This window comes from Enterobacteriaceae endosymbiont of Donacia crassipes, assembly GCF_012569785.1.
Classification (GTDB): Bacteria; Pseudomonadota; Gammaproteobacteria; order Enterobacterales; family Enterobacteriaceae.
The window spans coordinates 74,299-93,746 of the sequence record NZ_CP046202.1 but is presented as its reverse complement, the minus strand read 5'-3'; the positions used below and the strand labels follow the sequence as shown (position 1 = coordinate 93,746).

19 protein-coding genes and 1 pseudogene are annotated in these 19,448 nt (G+C 18.5%); 8 read left to right on the top strand and 12 right to left on the bottom strand.

Going from position 1 to position 19,448, the window contains the following annotated elements; all coding sequences use genetic code 11:
• On the bottom strand, window positions 1-424 hold a 424-nt coding region (locus GJT95_RS02260), incomplete at its 3' end, for a PCRF domain-containing protein (protein ID WP_246225724.1).
• 207 nt (window positions 425-631) lie between these two features.
• Between GJT95_RS02260 and GJT95_RS00475 the strand changes: the two genes are divergently transcribed.
• From GJT95_RS00475 to gap, 6 genes are all read left to right on the top strand, one after another.
• Window positions 632-1,579, top strand: a complete 948-nt coding sequence (locus GJT95_RS00475; RefSeq protein ID WP_169785843.1) for a ribose-phosphate pyrophosphokinase — start codon at window positions 632-634, stop codon at window positions 1,577-1,579.
• Between the two features lie 19 nt (window positions 1,580-1,598).
• Complete coding sequence (gene pth, locus GJT95_RS00470) at window positions 1,599-2,180, top strand: aminoacyl-tRNA hydrolase (RefSeq protein ID WP_246225722.1); 582 nt, start codon at window positions 1,599-1,601, stop codon at window positions 2,178-2,180.
• An 11-nt stretch (window positions 2,181-2,191) separates the two neighbouring features.
• Window positions 2,192-3,223 carry a redox-regulated ATPase YchF gene (gene ychF, locus GJT95_RS00465; RefSeq protein WP_169785842.1) on the top strand — a complete coding sequence of 344 codons (1,032 nt, stop codon included), beginning with the start codon at window positions 2,192-2,194 and terminating at the stop codon, window positions 3,221-3,223.
• 583 nt (window positions 3,224-3,806) lie between these two features.
• The gene (gene xthA / locus GJT95_RS00460; RefSeq protein WP_169785841.1) at window positions 3,807-4,613 is read left to right on the top strand and encodes an exodeoxyribonuclease III; all 807 of its coding nucleotides are present in this window, start codon (window positions 3,807-3,809) and stop codon (window positions 4,611-4,613) included.
• Window positions 4,614-4,643: 30 nt separating this feature from the next.
• Window positions 4,644-6,434 carry a signal peptide peptidase SppA gene (gene sppA, locus GJT95_RS00455; RefSeq protein WP_169785840.1) on the top strand — a complete coding sequence of 597 codons (1,791 nt, stop codon included), beginning with the start codon at window positions 4,644-4,646 and terminating at the stop codon, window positions 6,432-6,434.
• Window positions 6,435-6,500: 66 nt separating this feature from the next.
• Window positions 6,501-7,499: a type I glyceraldehyde-3-phosphate dehydrogenase gene (gap, locus tag GJT95_RS00450; RefSeq protein WP_169785839.1), complete on the top strand. Its 999-nt coding sequence runs from the start codon at window positions 6,501-6,503 to the stop codon at window positions 7,497-7,499.
• A gap of 74 nt (window positions 7,500-7,573) precedes the next feature.
• Here gap and GJT95_RS00445 read toward each other — a convergent pair whose 3' ends face one another.
• The 11 genes from GJT95_RS00445 to GJT95_RS00395 all read right to left on the bottom strand — a co-directional run bounded on the left by GJT95_RS00445 (window position 7,574) and on the right by GJT95_RS00395 (window position 15,794).
• A complete protein-coding gene (locus GJT95_RS00445) occupies window positions 7,574-7,924 on the bottom strand; it encodes an HIT domain-containing protein (RefSeq protein ID WP_169785838.1) in 351 nt (116 codons plus the stop codon).
• A gap of 24 nt (window positions 7,925-7,948) precedes the next feature.
• Entirely contained in the window at window positions 7,949-9,406 is a 1,458-nt protein-coding gene (gene ptsG, locus GJT95_RS00440) for a PTS glucose transporter subunit IIBC (protein ID WP_169785837.1), read from the bottom strand.
• Between the two features lie 50 nt (window positions 9,407-9,456).
• The gene (locus GJT95_RS00435) at window positions 9,457-10,467 is read right to left on the bottom strand and encodes a DNA polymerase III subunit delta' C-terminal domain-containing protein (protein ID WP_169785836.1); all 1,011 of its coding nucleotides are present in this window, start codon (window positions 10,465-10,467) and stop codon (window positions 9,457-9,459) included.
• Between the two features lie 12 nt (window positions 10,468-10,479).
• On the bottom strand, window positions 10,480-11,100 hold the full coding sequence (tmk, locus tag GJT95_RS00430; RefSeq protein WP_169785835.1) for a dTMP kinase: 621 nt from the start codon (window positions 11,098-11,100) through the stop codon (window positions 10,480-10,482).
• Window positions 11,101-11,191: 91 nt separating this feature from the next.
• Window positions 11,192-12,433 carry a beta-ketoacyl-ACP synthase II gene (gene fabF / locus GJT95_RS00425; protein WP_169785834.1) on the bottom strand — a complete coding sequence of 414 codons (1,242 nt, stop codon included), beginning with the start codon at window positions 12,431-12,433 and terminating at the stop codon, window positions 11,192-11,194.
• A gap of 97 nt (window positions 12,434-12,530) precedes the next feature.
• Entirely contained in the window at window positions 12,531-12,770 is a 240-nt protein-coding gene (gene acpP, locus GJT95_RS00420) for an acyl carrier protein (protein ID WP_169785833.1), read from the bottom strand.
• Between the two features lie 52 nt (window positions 12,771-12,822).
• On the bottom strand, window positions 12,823-13,578 hold the full coding sequence (gene fabG, locus GJT95_RS00415; RefSeq protein ID WP_169785832.1) for a 3-oxoacyl-ACP reductase FabG: 756 nt from the start codon (window positions 13,576-13,578) through the stop codon (window positions 12,823-12,825).
• Window positions 13,579-13,588: 10 nt separating this feature from the next.
• Window positions 13,589-13,915 carry an ACP S-malonyltransferase gene (locus tag GJT95_RS00410; RefSeq protein WP_169785831.1) on the bottom strand — a complete coding sequence of 109 codons (327 nt, stop codon included), beginning with the start codon at window positions 13,913-13,915 and terminating at the stop codon, window positions 13,589-13,591.
• A 185-nt stretch (window positions 13,916-14,100) separates the two neighbouring features.
• On the bottom strand, window positions 14,101-14,544 hold the full coding sequence (locus GJT95_RS00405; protein WP_169785830.1) for an ACP S-malonyltransferase: 444 nt from the start codon (window positions 14,542-14,544) through the stop codon (window positions 14,101-14,103).
• 43 nt (window positions 14,545-14,587) lie between these two features.
• Window positions 14,588-14,764 (bottom strand): 50S ribosomal protein L32, encoded by a 177-nt coding sequence (gene rpmF / locus GJT95_RS00400; protein WP_169785829.1) that lies wholly within the window; start codon window positions 14,762-14,764, stop codon window positions 14,588-14,590.
• Between the two features lie 97 nt (window positions 14,765-14,861).
• The gene (locus GJT95_RS00395) at window positions 14,862-15,794 is read right to left on the bottom strand and encodes an RluA family pseudouridine synthase (protein WP_169785828.1); all 933 of its coding nucleotides are present in this window, start codon (window positions 15,792-15,794) and stop codon (window positions 14,862-14,864) included.
• Window positions 15,795-16,141: 347 nt separating this feature from the next.
• On the opposite strand from GJT95_RS00395, the pseudogene GJT95_RS02310 reads away from it, so the two are divergent.
• Window positions 16,142-17,617: pseudogene (locus tag GJT95_RS02310) on the top strand (Rne/Rng family ribonuclease); the annotation flags it as partial.
• Between the two features lie 1,092 nt (window positions 17,618-18,709).
• Complete coding sequence (fnr, locus tag GJT95_RS00385; RefSeq protein ID WP_169785826.1) at window positions 18,710-19,429, top strand: fumarate/nitrate reduction transcriptional regulator Fnr; 720 nt, start codon at window positions 18,710-18,712, stop codon at window positions 19,427-19,429.
• Window positions 19,430-19,448: the final 19 nt, after the last annotated feature.

Below are 19,448 nucleotides of genomic sequence, written 5' to 3'. Positions count from 1 at the left end.
ATTTTTTTGATTCAGCATATCTAATATACATCCTAGAAATATTTTTTACAAAAATCGCTGCTTCATTACCTCCAGAACCAGCTTTTATTTCTATAAAACAATTACGATTATCTTTTTCATTTTTAGGTAATAATAATTCATATAATATTTTTTCTAATTTTTTTTGTTTAATATTAATATTTTTAATATCCTCTAAAACCATTAGATATATATCTTTATCTTTTTCTTTTAACAAAGATCTTGTATTTATTAAATTTAATTGTAATTTATTCCATTCTATAAATGGTTTAATAATATTAGATAATCTTGAATATTCAATAGATAAATTACGTAAAATATTGTGATTATTATATATTTTATAATCACTTAATTTTTTTGCTAAATAATTATATCTTTTATATAAAAGATTAAGTTTTTTAAACATATGAGAATTCATAAACTATACTTTAGTATTAAAAATTATTAAATAAATAATATTATTATAAAATAAATTATTATTTCATATATAAATATATATAATATATATTTTATAGTAGTTTAATTAAACTAAAAAATATAATTTTTATATTATTATTTGAAATATTATTAATAATATATAACAAAATTTTGGATTTGAATATAAAGGTTTTATGTGACTAAAATAAAATTATTTACTGGAAATGCTATTCCAGATTTAGCAACAAAAATTGCTCATCATTTATATATTAATTTAGGTAAAATATTTGTAGGACGATTTAGTGATGGAGAAATATCTGTTAAAATAAATGAAAATATTAGAGGTCATGATATTTTTATCATACAATCAACATGTAATCCTACAAATGATAATCTTATAGAATTAGTTATTATGATAGATGCTTTTAAAAGAGCTTCTGCAGGAAGAATAACTGCTGTTATTCCCTATTTTGGATATGCAAGACAAGATAGAAGAATTCGTTCTGCTAGAGTACCTATTACTGCAAAAGTTATAGCTGATTTTTTATCTAGAGTAGGTGTTAATAGAATTTTAACTGTAGATTTACATGCTGAACAAATTCAAGGTTTTTTTAATGTACCTGTAGATAATGTATTTGCTAGTTCTGTATTTTTACAGGATATATCAAAAAAAATATATAATAATCCAATAATAATTTCTCCTGATATTGGAGGTGTGATACGTGCTAGATCTATTGCAAAACAATTATTTAATGGAACAGATATGGCTGTAATAGATAAAAGAAGATCTCGTGCCAATACAACGGAAGTTATGAATATTATTGGAGATGTAAATAAACGAGATTGTATTTTAATAGATGATATTGTGGATACAGCAGAAACATTATGTCAAGCTGCAAAAGCATTAAAAAATAATGGAGCTACAAAAGTTTTTGCTTATGTTACTCATCCTATTTTTTCTGGAGATGCTATTAAAAATATTTATAATTCGGTAATAGATGAAATTATTGTATGTGATAGTATACCATTAACTAAAAAAATTAAAAAAATTAAAAAAATTAGAGTATTAACATTATCGTTTATGTTATCTGAAGCAATAAGAAGAATTAGTAATGAAGAATCTATTTCTATAATGTTTAAATAAAATTAATAGGATAAATTATTTGAATAATATAAAAATTATTGTAGGTTTAGGAAATAATATAGATAATCAATTTTTTGGTACTCGTCATAATATAGGTGCTGATTATGTTATTAATTTATCCAGAAAATTTAATACAAAATTTAAAAAAATTAAAAAATTTGGAGGATATGTTAGTAATTTAACTTTAAAAAATAAAAAAATAATATTATTTTTACCAAATTCTTTTATAAATAATTCAGGAAAATCAATATTTATTATTGCTAATTTTTATAAAATTACTTTGCAAAATATTTTAGTAATTCATGATGATTTAGATTTTTTACCTGGTATTATAAGGTTAAAATATGGTGGTAGTAGTGGTGGACATAATGGTGTTAAGAATATTATTAAAATGTTTAATAATACATTATTTTATAGATTACGTATAGGTATTGGTCATCCAATAAATAAAATGAAAATAAATAATTTTGTATTAAGTAAACCTACAAAAATTGAACAAAAAAATATTAATTTTGCCATAAAATATAGTATACATGCTTTATTAATTTTTATTAAAAAAAATTATAATCAAGCAGTAACATTTTTACATACTAAAAAATAATAGGATTATTAATGGGATTAAAATGTGGTATAATAGGTTTGCCTAATGTTGGCAAATCTACCTTATTTAATGTATTAACTAATTCTAATGTAGATGCATTAAATTATCCTTTTTGTACAATAAAACCAAATATAAGTATAGTAACTATTCCTGATGATAGATTATTTTATTTATCTAAATTAGTAAAATCTAAAAAAACTATACAATCTACAATAACTTTTGTTGATATTGCTGGTTTAATTAAAGGAGCTTTTAAAGGTGAGGGGTTAGGTAATCAATTTTTACATAATATATCAGAAGTTGATGCTATAATTCATGTAATACGTTGTTTTAATGATAAAAAAATATTAAATTTATCATTTAATCCAATTAAAGATATTAAAATCATAAATAATGAACTTATTCAATTTGATATAAATTTACTTTGTAAATTACAAAAGAATATATATAAAAAAAAACAAAAAAAAAATGAAAAGTTAGAATCTTTATTTAAAATTTGTTTATATCATTTAAAAAATGGAAAATTATTAAATTTATTAAAATTAAATATAGAAGAAATAAATATTTTAAAAAAATTTAAATTGTTAACAATTAAACCAATGTTTATTATTGCTAATACAGATAAAAATAATATTAAAAATAAATTATTTTTTAAAGAAATTTTATTTCTTAGTAAAAACTTTTTAATATTAAAAATATGTATTAAAGATCTTAATAAAGAACCAGAATTATTTTTAGATGATAACCTAAAAAAAATAATCACTTTAAGTTTTAAATTATTAAATTTACATAATTTTTATACTGTAGGTATAAAAGAAACAAAATCTTGGAGTATATTAAAAGGAACAACAGCATTAGAAGCTGCAAAAAAAATTCATAGTGATATTCAAAGAGGTTTTATTAGAGCACAAGTAATTCATTATAATGATTTTATTTTTCATAAAAATATAATAAAAGCAAAATTATCTGGTAAAATGAATATAGAAGGAAAAAAATATATTATTAATGACGGTGATATAATTAATTTTCTTTTTAAGATTTAAAATATATTTTATATAAAAAAATTTATTATTTTAATATATTTATTTTTCCTGATGAAAATTTCGTTATTATCAAATTTATATCAAAATTAGTATTTTAATTTAATTAAATATAAAAATATAAAAATATAAAAAATATATACTACAGTTTTTTATTTTGTAAATTTTAGTTTAAAACTAAAATTTTATTTAATATTAAAAAAAAATTTATATAAAAAATAATATAAATTAATAAATACTTAATGAATATAATTATATTATAGTACATTTTTAAAAAATTTATAAATATATTATAAATTATTTTTTATAAATTATATAGATAAATATAAACATAAAATTATTATTATAATAAAATTAATTATATAAAAATTATTAATATAAATATACAAAGTATATATTTATATTTGTATATTTATGTTAATTAAAGATAAAAAATTTAATAAATTATTATTATTAATATAAAATTAATATGTTTTAAAATAAAAAAAATAATCATATTAAAAATAATTGAAAAATCCTTTTTTTATTTAAATATATTTTATAAACTTTAAATAAAATAATAAATTTAATATTAATTAAAGTTTTTATGAAAATTTTTTCATTTAATATAAATGGTATAAGAGCACATTTACATCAATTAAAATTAATTATAAAAATATATAAGCCTGATATAATAGGATTACAAGAAATAAAAGTAAATAATAAAAATTTTCCTAAAGAAAAAATATGTAAATTAGGATATAATTCCTATATATGTGGACAAATACAATATTCTGGAGTAGCAATATTAAGTAAAAAAAAACTCTTTAATATTAAAAAAGAATTTTTAAAAAACTATAATAATCAAAAAAGATTAATAATGGTTGATTTAGATAGTTCTATTGGTAATATAAAAATTATAAATTGTTATTTCCCTCAGGGAGGTAATAAATATAATCATATAAAATTTAAATATAAAATTAATTTTATAAAAACTTTATATTTTTTTATAAAAAAAAAATTAAATCCTAATAATCATATTATAATAATGGGAGATATTAATATTAGTATAACTGATTTAGATATTGGAATAGGAAATAAAAATCGTCAAAAATGGTTAAAACAAGGAATATGTTCTTTTTTACCAGAGGAAAGGTTTTATATTAATAAATTACTTAACTGGGGTCTATTTGATATTTGGAGATTAATGAATCCTTTTACAAGTAATAAATTTTCTTGGTTTGATTATAGATTGAATAAATATTTTTTAAATAAAGGATTAAGAATTGATAATATTTTAATTACCAAATCATTAATAAAATATTATATAAATTCAAATATAGAATATAATATTCGCAATTTAATTAAACCTTCAGATCATGCTCCTATTTGGGTAAATTTAAAAATTATTTAATAAATTTTATTTTAAAAAATTAGGTGACAAATGATTAAATTATTTAATTTAGTGAAATCTTTTTTTTATTACCTATGGTCATTAATTAATTTTACTAGAATATTAATAATAAATATAATTTTTATATTATTAATATCTTTACTATGTTGTTATATATATAACATTCATCATCAACAAAATATTAACAATAAAATGTTAAAAAAAAAGAATCAAGTTTTGGAAATTGATTTTAATAAAAATTTAACTGATGATTCTTTTTATCAAAATGATCAAAAATTAGAATTATTTAATAAATTTATAAAAAAAGATAATAATTCTATATTAAATATAATTCAAGCAATAAATTTTGCAAAACAAGATAAAAATGTAAGTGGAATTATATTAAAATTACATAATTTGAATATTCATGATTTACCAACATTACGTTATATAGGAAAATATTTAAATGATTTTAAATTAACAGGAAAAAAAATATATGCAATTTCAGATTCATATGATCAAAATCAATATTACTTAGCTAGTTTTGCTAATAAAATTTTTTTATCACCATATGGTTATGTTAAATTATACGGTTTTAGTTTTAAACAATTTTTTATAAGAGATTTTTTACAAAAATTAAAAATAAATACTTATATATTTAGAATAGGAGAATATAAATCTGCAGTTGAACCTATATTAAGAAATAATATGTCTGATAATAATAAAATTTTTTTAAATAAATTAATTAATAATATTTGGCATGATTATGTAACAACTATAGTTACAAATAGAAAATTAACTTTTAGAGAAATTTTTCCTACAAATTCAGATTTTTTAATTTCTCTTGAAAAATCTCATGGAGATTTAGCATTATTTGCTTTAAATAATAAATTAGTAGATAAAATTTCTAATAATACTGAATTTGAAGAAGAAATGATAAAAGTTTTTGGTTCTATTAATAATAAAAAAACATATAATAAAATTAATATTAATGATTATATAAAATCTAAGATAGATAAGACTAATATAGTTAAACATCATCAAAATAATATTTCTGTTATAACAATAAATGGAATAATGATGTATGGTAAAAATAATAGTGATATTATTATAAAAGCAATACACAAAGTATATCAAGATTCTCATATTAAAGGTTTAATATTAAGGATTAATAGTCCAGGTGGAGATATACAAGCAGCACAAGCTATTTATGATGAATTAATTTTATTAAAAAAAGTTCACAAACCTATAGTTGTTTTAATGGGTAAAGTAGCAGCATCAGGAGCATATTGGATTTCTACTGCAGCAGATTTTATAATTGCTGATTCTTCTAGTTTAACTGGATCAATTGGAATATTTAGTATTATATATAATTTTAGTGATTTACTAAATAAATTTGGTATACAACAAGATGGTGTAAATTTATCAGATAGATTTCATTTTCCTATAAGTGAAAAAATGTCTATAATAGAAAAAAAAATAATAGAGTTAACTATACAAAATGGTTATGATAAATTTATTAATGTAGTTTCTAAAGAAAGACATCTTCCTATTGAAAATGTAAAAAAAATAGCTAATGGTATGATTTTTTTAGGTAAAGATGCCATTAAATACGGTTTAATTGATGATTTAGGTGATTTTGATTATGCAAAATTAAAAATTTCTGAATTAACAAAAATTAAAAAAATTCAATTACAATGGGAAAATACAAATATTTTAAATTTATCAGATCTTTTTTTTAAAATAAATAGTTATATTACATATAATATTATTAATGATTTATTTTCCATAAATAATATAAATTTTTTTTATTATCAAAAAATATATGCTTTATTTATTTAATAAATAAAATATAAATAATTTTATATATAATTTTTATATTTTAACAATTAGATTTAGGAGATTTTAATGTCTATTAGAGTTGCTATTAATGGATTTGGTAGAATAGGACGTATTTTTTTTCGAGCTGCTCAAAAAAATACTAAAATTAAAATTATAGCTATTAATGATTTATTAGAAATAAATTATATTGCATATATGATGAAATATGATTCTACTCATGGTATATTTAATAACGAAATTAAAATTAATAATAATAATTTAATTATTAATAATAATGTTATACATATTTTCTCTGAATCAAATCCTAGTAAATTAAAATGGAATGACTTAAAAATTGATGTTGTAATTGAATCTACTGGTATTTTTTTAACAAAAAAATTAGCAGAAAAACATATTTATGCTGGAGCTAAAAAAGTTATTATTACAGCCCCACCTAAAGATAATACTATACCTATGTATGTAAAAGGAGTAAATTTTCAAAATTATAATGGTGAAAATATTATTTCTAATGCTTCCTGTACTACTAATTGTCTAGCACCATTAGCAAAAGTTATTAATGATAACTATATTATTGAAAATGGTCTTATGACTACCATACATGCAGTAACTTCAACTCAAAAAACTGTAGATGGAGTTTCTATTAGAGATTGGAGAGGAGGTAGAGGTGCATATCAAAATATTATTCCTTCAACTACTGGGGCTGCAAAAGCAGTAGGAATTGTTTTACCAGAATTATATAATAAATTAACTGGTATATCATTAAGAGTTCCAATTCCAAATGTTTCTGTAGTTGATTTTACTGTTAAGATTGTAAAAAAAACTACATTATCAGATATTTGTAAAGTAATTAAATTTGCTTCTAATAATTATATGAAAAATATTATTGGTTATACAGAAGATCATGTTGTATCAAGTGATTTTAATGGATCAATTTTAACATCTATTTTTGATAAAAAGGCAAGTATTTCTATTAGTAATAATTTTTTTAAATTAATTGCTTGGTATGATAATGAAACAGGATATTCTAATAAAATACTAGATTTAATATTACATATTTTTAATTAAAATTAAAAATTTTGCTATGTTATTTAATTATTTTAAATACATAGCAATTATTAATTTATAATTAATTAATAAATTTAAAAAAAATTTTTTGTACCTTGTCTGCCTCCTAACAAATGCATATGTAAATAAAATATTGTTTGACATCCATGATCATTACAATTAATTACAATTCTATAACCACTATTATTAATATATTTTTTTTTAGCTAGTTTAGAAGCAACTAATACCATTCTACCTAAAAGTAATTCGTGATTTTTATTAATATTATTAAGTGTACTTATAAAAGTATTAGGTATAATTAAAATATGTATTGGACTTTGAGGTTTTATATCATCAAAAGCTGTAACTAATTTATCTTGATAAATAATATTAACATTTATTTTTTTAGATAAAATTTTTTGAAATATATTTTCTTTATTATTCATAATTATATATAAGTAATTTTAATTCTATTTATCATAAGTTTTTTTTATAAAATTATCCATTTCTGTTTTTAAATTATCAGATTTAGTTCCAAAAACAGCTTGTACTCCGTTACCGGAAATAATAACAGCTGAAGCTCCTAATAATTTTAATTCTCTTCTATTAACTTTTTTTATATCTACAACACTTATACGTAATCTAGTAATACATGCATCTAAATTAGTAATATTTTTTTTCCCTCCAAAAGCTATTACTAATTTTTTTCCATAATTTGAAGATATATAATTTTTATTATATATATTATTTTCTATTTTTTCACGTCCTGGTGTTTGTAAGTTTAATTTAATAATTAATATTTTAAATATACTGTAATAAATAATAGCATATATAATCCCTATTATAGGAAATAACCATATTTTAGAACCATTACCACTTAAAATAATAAAATCAATTAATCCATGAGAAAAACTAGTTCCATTTCTCATTCCTAACATAATACAAATTGGAAAAGATAATCCAGATAAAATAATATGAATTATATATAATAATGGTGCTACATACATAAAAGAAAACTCTATAGGTTCAGTAATTCCTGTAAGGAAAGATGTTAATGCAGCAGATAACATTAAACTACCAATTTTACTTTTATTTTTTTTTTTTGATGCATGCCATATAGCAATAGCTGCTCCTGGTAATCCATACATTTTGAATAAAAATCCTCCTGCTAGTTTTCCTGCAAGTGGATCTCCTGCTATATATCTAGCAATATCACCATGATATATTTGTTTTGTAACTTTACTAAAAAATGAACCTATTTCCATTTGAAATGGAACATTCCAAATATGATGCAACCCAAAGGGTAATAATGTTCTTTCTATAATTCCGTATATACCAAATGCAAATATTGGATTTTGATAAATTGCCCAATATGAAAATAATTGTATTATTTTTTGAATAGGTATCCATATTAAAGATAATAATAGACCAATAAAAATAGATGTTATTCCTGAAATAATAGGTACAAAACGTTTACCAGAAAAAAAACCAAGATATTCTACTAATTGAATATTATTAAAACGATTAAACATATAAGCAGAAATAGAACCTGAAATAATACCACCTATAATACCAGTATCTGTAAGATGTTTTTGTATTATTATATCATGTGTAACATGATTATGTAATAATATAGGAATTACTACTTCAACTGTTTTTGTTAAAATACCATAAGAAACAACAGAAGCTAAAGCAGATATACCATTATTTTGAGTAAATCCTAATGCTACTCCAATAGAAAATATTAGTGGAATATTAGCAAATACAGAACCACCAGTTTTTTCCATAATATTAGAAATAATATTAGGTAACCAATGGAAATTAGCTGATCCAATACCTAATAATATACCAGCTATGGGTAAAACTGATACTGGTAACATTAAAGATTTACCTATTTTTTGCATATTAGCAAATGTATTATTAAACATATAATATCCTAAATTTTATTTATATTTTAAAATTTTAGTTATAAAAATAACTAAGATTTATATATTTCTTCTAAAGATAGTAATAAATTAATTATTATTAATTTATAATTTATTGTATTAATTTTTATTAATATTTTTTTATAAAATAATATTTTTTTTATCATTAATTTTATTTTATCCATAATAATTAAATTAAATATTTTATAGATAATAGAAATTTGATCTAAATTATAAAAAAATTTTAAATTTATTTGTAAATGTAATTTAATTACATCTAATAAAATTAGATAAATCCAATCTAAATAAAATAAAATATTTTTATTATTTAAGATAGATAATAAATTCATAACATCTGTTTCGAATGCAGATATTAAAATATTATAAAAAATATTTCTATTTTTCCATATATTATTATTTAATAAATACAATGCATTAATTGGTGCATAGTTACATATACGTAATGCACTTTTTATAGATTGTTTTTTTAAGATTTGATTATTTTGTAGATTTTTTTTTAACCATGAAATACCTATCTCTTCATTTGGTGGAAAAATATTCCAAAACTGACACCTACTATATATAGTAGGTAATAGTTCATTTTTATTATTACATTGCAAAAAAAAATAAGTATTTTTAGGTGGTTCTTCTAAAATTTTTAAAAGAGCATTACTAGAAAAATCATTTAATTGTTTTAAATATGGAAACCATACAATTTTACCAACATCTCTATAAGATGTTTTAGAAATTTTATTTATTAAATTTCTAATACAATCTACTCCAATAGAAACTTGTTTTATGTTATTTTTAATAATATATAAATCGGGATGTATATTTTTTTGTACTAAAATACAATTATTACATATAGAACAACTATATATTTTTTGTTTATTAATACAAAAAATCCATTTAATTATTTCATAAATTAAAAAAGTTATACCTAATCCATTTAAAGAACAAAAAATATAAGCTGTATAATTTTTTTTATTTTGAAATTGATAAATAATTTTATTATAATAATTATTTAACCAAGGATACTTTGATAATATAAAATTTTTTTTCATAATATTATAATATTATACATTAAGTAATTTATTAATAATATTTTTAACTGAAAATTTAACATTTTTTAAATTTTTATTAGCATCAACAATTTTAATTGTTTTATTTTTTTTTACCATTTTTATATAAAAACATCTTACTTTAGAAAAAAAATTTATAGATTCTTTTTCAATTCTATCTTTCAAAACAGGTTTTATCCTTTGTAAAGCAATTACTGGATTTACATCTAAATAGATAATTATATCTGGTTTTATATTATTTTTAATAAATTTTTGTAAAAATATTATATTATTCTTGTTTATACATCTTCCTCCAATTTGATAAGCATATGTAGATAAATCATATCTATCTGATAATATCCAATTTTTATTTATATTAGGTCTAATAATATTATCTAATAATTGTAATCTTGCGGCATATATTAATAATAATTCTGTTTTATAAGAAAAAATTTCTCCTTTAGCAAATTTAATAATATTTCTTAACTTTTCTGCAATAGGCGTACTACCTGGTTCATGTACTTTAATTATATTATAAATATGTAAATTATTAAGTAATTTAGTTATATAATTACATATTGTAGATTTTCCAGATCCATCAATTCCTTCTACTACAATAAATTTTGTATATTTCATTTTTTATATTTTAATATTTATTAATAAATGTATAATGTGTAGTATTAAAAATAATTTTTATTGTTAATTTATTAACATTAATTTTAATAAATTATATTTTTTTAAATACTAATGATCCATTAGTACCTCCAAATCCAAAAGAATTACATAATACATATTTCATATTATATACATCACGAGATATGTTTGGAATAAAATCTAAATCTAAATTTTTATCAGGATTATCTAAATTAATTGTTGCTGGAACAATTTGATTTTTTAAAGACAAAATAGAATAAATAGATTCTATTGCTCCAGCAGCACCCAATAAATGACCAGTAATTGATTTTGTAGAACTTACAAATAACTTATTATAGTTATTTTTAAATATTTTTTTAATAGCATTTACTTCTGCAATATCACCTAAAATTGTTGATGTACTATGTGCATTTATATATTTTATGTTTTCTGGATTAAGTTTAGCATCTTTTAATGCATTTAACATTGCTAATTGTGCTCCTTCACCATTTATTGGTGGTGAAGTTATATGATATGCATCATTACTCATCCCGAAACCAACTAATTCAGCAAGAATATTTGCATTTCTTTTTTTTGCATGATTATATTCTTCTAAGATTAGAATACCTGCTCCATCTCCAATAACAAACCCATCTCTATCTTTATCCCAAGGTCTACTTGCTTTTTTAGGTTCATTATTTCTTTTAGATAATGCTTTCATTGCACAAAAACCAGCTAAACTTAAAGGAGTTACAGATTTTTCTGTAGCTCCTGTTATCATTATATCAGCATCATTATAAGCAATAATCTTAAAAGCAATTCCAATATTATGGATTCCAGAACTACAAGCAGTATTAATAGATAAACTAGGTCCTGTTAATTTATAATCTATAGCAATATTTCCTGTAATCATACTCATGATAGTGGATGTTAAAAAAAATGGTGTAATTTTATTAGGACCCTTTTTATTCAAAATATAGTGATTTTTTTCTATTAAATTAATACCACCTAATCCAGAACCTATTAATACTCCAAATCTAGGATTATTATATTTGTTAAATATTAGACCAGAATTTTTAATAGCTTCTTGACATGCTATTAGACCATATTGAATAAATAAATCAATATTTTTTTTTTTATTTAAAATATTATTTTTATATTTAAAATTTTTTATTAATCCTGCAATTTTAGTTTTATATTTACTAGTATTAAAAGTATTGATTAAATCAATACCACTATTACCATTAATAAGATTAAACCAATTAGATTTTATTTTATTCCCTATTGGGGTAATCATACCAATACCAGTAATAACTACTCTTCTACGTTTTAACATTATATTTTTCTATATATTATATTTATAATATAATTGTTCATATATGGAATAGAATAATGTAGAATATTATTCTATTCCTATAAGTTTTTTAAAAATTTTATTTTTTAAAATTGTGAATATAATTTACAGCTTTTTCAATATTAGTAATTTTTTCTGCATCTTCATCTAATATTTCAATATTAAATTCTTCTTCTAAAGCCATAATAATTTCAATAGTATCAAGAGAATCAGCACCTAAATCTTCTTTAAAAGCAGAAGATTTAGTAATATTTTGTTTTGTTATTCCTAATTTGTTAATAATAATTTTTTTCACACGTCTAGTAATAGAATTACTCATACTTGTTATATTTTCCTATAAAAAATTTTAGAATAATTTTTTTAAAAATAAATTATCCCATATATAAACCACCATTAATATTAAGTATTTCCCCTGTTATATAAGATGATTTTTCAGAAACTAAAAAAATTACAGCATCAGCTATTTCTTGAGGATCACCAAAACGTTTAGATGGAATTTTTGCTATGATATTATCATAGTCTTTTTTTTTAAGATTTGATGTCATATCTGTTTTAATATAACCAGGAGATATTACATTAACAGTAATATTTTTAGAAGCTACTTCTTTGGCTAAAGATCTACTAAATCCTATAATACCTGATTTAGATGCTGCATAATTTGCTTGGCCTATATTACCTGTAGTACCTATAATAGAACCAATTGTAATTATTCTACCAAATGATTTTTTAATCATATAATAAATAACTTCTTTACAAATTCTAAAAACAGAAGTTAAATTAATTTGTAAAACATTATCCCATTGATAATCTTTCATTTTTATGACTAATTCATTAGATAAAATTCCAGCATTATTAATAAGTATATCTATACTTTTAAATTTTTTAAAAATATATCTAATTAAATTACTTATAATATAAGGTGATTTATTTTTTAAATCAAGAATTAAACCCATACCATTATTTCCTAAATAACTATTGATTTTTTTCACTCCTGTAATAGTTGTAGATGTACCTATTACATAAGCTCCATGTATAGCTAATGTATTAGTAATACTATATCCTATTCCTTTATTAGCTCCTGTTACTAAAGCTATTTTATTTTTTAATGTAAAATTTTTAAATAACATATTTTTTGTTTTAAATTTTATATTTTTTTAATGTTGAAAAAAATGTTTCTACATTATATATGGAATTTATGTGTAAATTATTTACAATTTGTTGTGATATTTTTTTAAGCAAAATTTTAGGAGTAAATTCTATTATATTTAATATATTTTGTTTTTCTATAAATTTAATACATTCAACCCAATTAATAGGAGAATATAATTGTTTAATTAAAACATTTTTAATATCTTTAGATGAAGTTACATAATTATAATTTATATTATTAATAAATTTAATTTTTGATTTATTAATTATAATTTTTTCTAAAAATTTTTTAAATTTTAAAGCTATAGGTTTCATTAATAAACAATGAGAAGGTACATTAATATTTATAGGTATTATATATGCTCCTAAAGATTTAAATATTTTTGTAGCTTTAACTAATGCTAATTTATTTCCACTAACAGTGATATTATCATATGAATTATAACTAGATATTGAAATAATATAATTATATTTATTAATTTTTTTACAAATTTTTTTAATTATTTTTTTTTTAATCCAATAATTGTTTGCATATAATATCCAGTAATATAAAAATCATTTAAATTACACGATATTTCATGCATTAATTTACCTCTGAATGTTACTATTTTAATAGCATCAGAAAAACTAATAATACCACTACAGACCATAGCAGTATATTCTCCTAAACTATATCCTATAACTATATTAGGCTTAATATTATATTTATATAACCATAAATTATATATTGCTATAGATGATGTTAAGATAGCAGGTTGAGTATAATATGTTTTATTTAATTTTTTTAATGGACCTTTTTGTGTTAGATACCATAAATCATATCCTAATATTTCTGAAGCTAAATAAAAAGTTTCTTTTATAACTTTAAATTTTTTATATAAATCAGATAACATACCAATGAATTGAGTTCCTTGCCCAGGAAAAATAGCAGCAAATTTTTTCATTTTATTTCAATATATTTTATATATATATTAATTTAAATTTAAATTAATTTTTATTTATAATTTTTTTACCTTTATAAAAACCATCATCAGACATATGATGATATAAATACTTTTTTCCTGTTTTTTTATTAATTAATAAAAATTTATTCTTTGATATTTTATCATGAGAACGTCTCATTCCTCTTTTAGATCTTGATTTTTTGTGTTTTTGAACAGCCATAATATTTACCTATTTATGAGAAATATTATTTCAATATATATAATTAATTATAATTTAGTATATATTATATTTAATATATATAATATATTTTTTATTATTATTTTAATCTAAGTAAACAATTATTTAATTCTTTACTTAAAGGAGCATTAATTATAATTTTTTTATTATTTATAGGGTGTATAAATGTAATTTTTTTAGCATGTAAAAATAATCTATTTAAATTAAATTTTTTTTTAAATTTTAAATTTATATTATTATCACCATATCGTTGATCATTAATTATAGGATAATTTAAATAAGACATATGTACTCTAATTTGATGTGTTCTACCAGTAATAGGTTTAATTTTTGTTAACATAAAATTTGTATAATTTTTAAGAATTTTGAACTTAGTTTCTGAAAATTTTCCTTTATTATCTATTTTAACTTTAATTTTTTTATTTAAAAAATTTTTTAATAAAAAATTTTTAATATAAATATATTTTTTTATAATACAATTTCCTTTTACTAAAGCAATATATTCTTTTTTTATTTGTTTTTCTTTCAATTGTTGTTGTAATATTTTTAATATTGATCTTTTTTTAGCCATTAATAAAACACCGGATGTTTCTTTATCAATTCTATGTACAAGTTCTAAAAAAAAGTTTTTCTTAAATAAAAATCTGTAGCTTTCGATAATACCATAATTAATTCCACTTCCCCCATGAACTGCTATTCCAGAAGGTTTATTAATAGCTAAAATATATTTATCTTCAAAAATAATTATTTTTTTTAAAAATGTTATTTTATTTAAGTTTATTTTTTTTTTATTTTTTTTTACATAATTTATATATATATAAGGAAGTTCAATTATGTCTTGATGTTTTATCTTAAAATTTGGAAATACCTTTTTTTTATTAACTTTTATTTTTCCTTTTCTTAATATTTTATATATTAAACTTTTAGGAACTGTTTTAAATTTTTTAATTAAAAAATTGTCTATTCTTTGTTTATCAATAATAGAAGATACAATAATATTTTGATTTTTCATTATTTTATTTCAAAAATTATATTTATTATTTTATTAATAATAATCAAAAATTTTTAATATACACAATATATTTTTACATAAAATGATTTTTTGAAAATTAAAATTTATGTTATTATTAATATAATAAATAAATTTTATCAAATTTTCATAAATACAAATATTTTTTTATTTTAAATAAAATTTTATTTAAAACTATAAATAATCATAAAATATATTTTATTATTTTCGAATAATTAATATTATTATTTTAAATCTATTCATAAAAGATTAAATACAATTTTCTTATTATATCATTTTTATATTTTGTATAAAATATTAATCAGTTTAAAATACATGAGTAAGTTATTATGAAAAGAATGTTAATAAATGCTACTCAACATGAAGAATTACGTGTTGCTCTAGTAGATGGACAAAGATTATATGATTTAGATATAGAAGATTCTAATCATAAACAAAAAAAATCTAATATATATAAAGGGAAAATTACACGTATTGAACCAAGTTTAGAAGCTGTTTTTGTAGATTATGGAGTAGATAAACATGGTTTTTTACCCATTAAAGAAATTACAAAAGAATATTTACCTAATAATTATGAAAATTTTTATAATAAAATAAATTTTAAAGATTCTTTATTAATTGGTAAAGAAATTATTGTACAAATAAATAAAGAGGAAAGAGGTAAAAAAGGAGCATCATTAACAACATTTATTAGTTTAGCAGGTAGTTATTTAGTTTTAATGCCTAATAGTTCTAATTCTAGTGGAATATCTAAAAAAATAGAAGGAGAAGATAGGAAAATTTTAAAAAAAATTTTATCATTATTATATTTACCAAATAATATGAGCTTAATTATTCGTACGGCTGGTTTAGGACAAAATATAACGAAACTTAAATTAGATTTAAAATTTAGATTAAAACATTGGGAAATAATAAAAAAAATAGCTAAAAAAAAATCAGCTCCTTTTTTAATACATCAAGAAAGTAATATTATTGTAAGAGTATTACGTGATTATTTATATCATGATATAAATGAAATTTTAATAGATAATTTAGAAATCTTGAAATTAGCAAAAAAACATATTAATATTTTAGGAAGATCAGATTTAAATCATAAAATTAGATTATATAAAGGTAATATTCCTTTATTTAGTCATTATCAGATAGAATCTCAAATTGAAACAGCTTTTCAAAAAGAAGTACGTTTGCCTTCAGGTGGTTCAATTGTAATTGATACAACAGAAGCATTAACATCAGTAGATGTTAATTCATCAAAAGCTACGAAGGGTATTGATATTGAAGAAACAGCATTAAATATTAATTTAGAAGCTGCAGATGAAATTATTAGACAATTTAGATTACGTGATGTAGGTGGATTAATTGTAATAGATTTTATTGATATGTCTATTGTAAAAAATAAAAAAATTATAGAAAAAAGATTACTTAATAATATACGTTATGATAGAGCTAAAATTAAAATTAATCATATTTCTAAATTTGGATTATTAGAAATGTCACGTCAAAGATTAAAATCTTCTTTAAAAGAATCTAGTTATTATTCATGTCCTAGATGTTTAGGACAAGGGACATTAAGAGATAATAAATCTTTATCATTATCTATTTTAAGATTAATAGAAGAAGAATCTTTTAAAGATAATACAAAAGAAGTATATGCTATAGTTCCAGTTAAAATAGCTTCTTATTTATTAAATGAAAAAAGAGATTCAGTAAATGCTATTGAAAATAGAAAAATTAAAACATTTATTATACCTAATCCTAAATTAGACACACCTAATTATTCTATTTTACGAATTAAACATGATGAAGGTAAAAAAAATTTTTATTCTATTAAAGATACATTACAAAAATTAGATTCAAATAATTATAATTTTAATTACTTAAAAAATAAATTTTTACAAAATATTATAATTGAAAATAAAAAAAACAAGAAATTAAAAATATATGATAAATGTTTTTCAAATAAAGAATATTATTTTATTTTTTATTTATATAAATTAACATGTTTATTGTTGAAACAAAAATATATATTATTTAATTTTTTAAATTTTTTTAAAAAAAAAATTATTTATATAAAAAAAATTATAAAAAATATTACACAAAAAATTATTATTTTAAATAAATTTATTTTTAATAATTATAAAAAATTTTTTATTTTCAATAAAAAAAGAATTTTTTCAATTTCTAGTGTAGGTATTAAAAATAAAAAATTAAAATTATTTAAATTAAATAACAATTTAATAATTAAAAATAAAAAAAATAATAAAAATTTTTTTAATTTTATACAATTAAAAAAATTCTTAAAAATAAAAACAAATTATAATTATTTATCATCTGATAAAAAATATATAAAAAGTAATTTTGATACAATTATAAATATTTCTAATAAAAAAAAAAATAATATATCTAATCTTTCTATAGAAAATAGAATAGGATTAAATAAATTTAAAAATCCAGTTAAAATTAATAAGATTATATTAAATAAAATCAAATCACAAACAAAAAAAAACTTAATATCTAAAATTAATATAATTAGTTCTGATATTATAAAAATACATAATCAAAAAATAAAAAATAATAATTTCATAACTAAAAAAAAAATATATAAAAATTATATATCAACAAATAATAAAAAAATACAGAATAATTTCACAAACTGTTTTAATAATAATAATAAATTAATTAATTCATCATTTAATTTAAATAGTAAAAAAGGTGCTGGAGCTCATGCAGCTAAAAAATATGCTACATCTCCAATAAAAAGATTATAATTTTTTTATATTATATAAAAATATATAAAATATTAAATATTTAAAAATAAAAATTAAAATATAATCAATATATATTGATTATATTTTAATTAGAGATATTTTTTATTTTTTAATTTCAGAGAGTAAAAAATGATTCTGAAACAAAAATATAATGTAAAAAATATAAATTATTATAATAATATTAATTGTAAAAATTGTTTAACATATAAATTATGTATGTTTTTTAAATATAAAAAATATACTACAATTTTTAAACAAAAAAAATTAATTCATAAAGGAGAAATATTATTTAAAACAAAAGAAAAAATGTATTTTTTATATACTATACAGTCAGGAACTATTAAAACTTATAATTTTACAAAACAAGGACATGAACAAATAATTAGATTTTATTTTAAAGGTGATTTAATTGGTTTAGATAGTATCTATAATGGCGTTTACAATAATTTTAGTCAAGCTTTAGAAACATCTACTTTATGTAAAATATCTTTATTAAAATTAAATAATATTATTGTAAAAATTCCATCTTTAGGACAAAAAATTATTAATTTAATGAGTGAAGAAATTAAAATAAATTCTTATTTTATATCACTTTTATCTAGAAAAAAAGCAGAAATAAAATTAGCTACATTTATATATAATTTATCTAAAAAATTAAAAATAATAGGATATTCACATAAAGATTTTTTTTTATCTATGACTAGAAATGATATTGGTAATTATTTAGGTATTACAGTTGAAACTATTAGTCGTATTTTAAATAAATTTAAAAAAAGTAATATATTAATTATTCACGGCAAACATATTATAATTCAAAATTATTTAAAATTAATTAACTTTATTAATTAAAAATTAATATATATAAAAA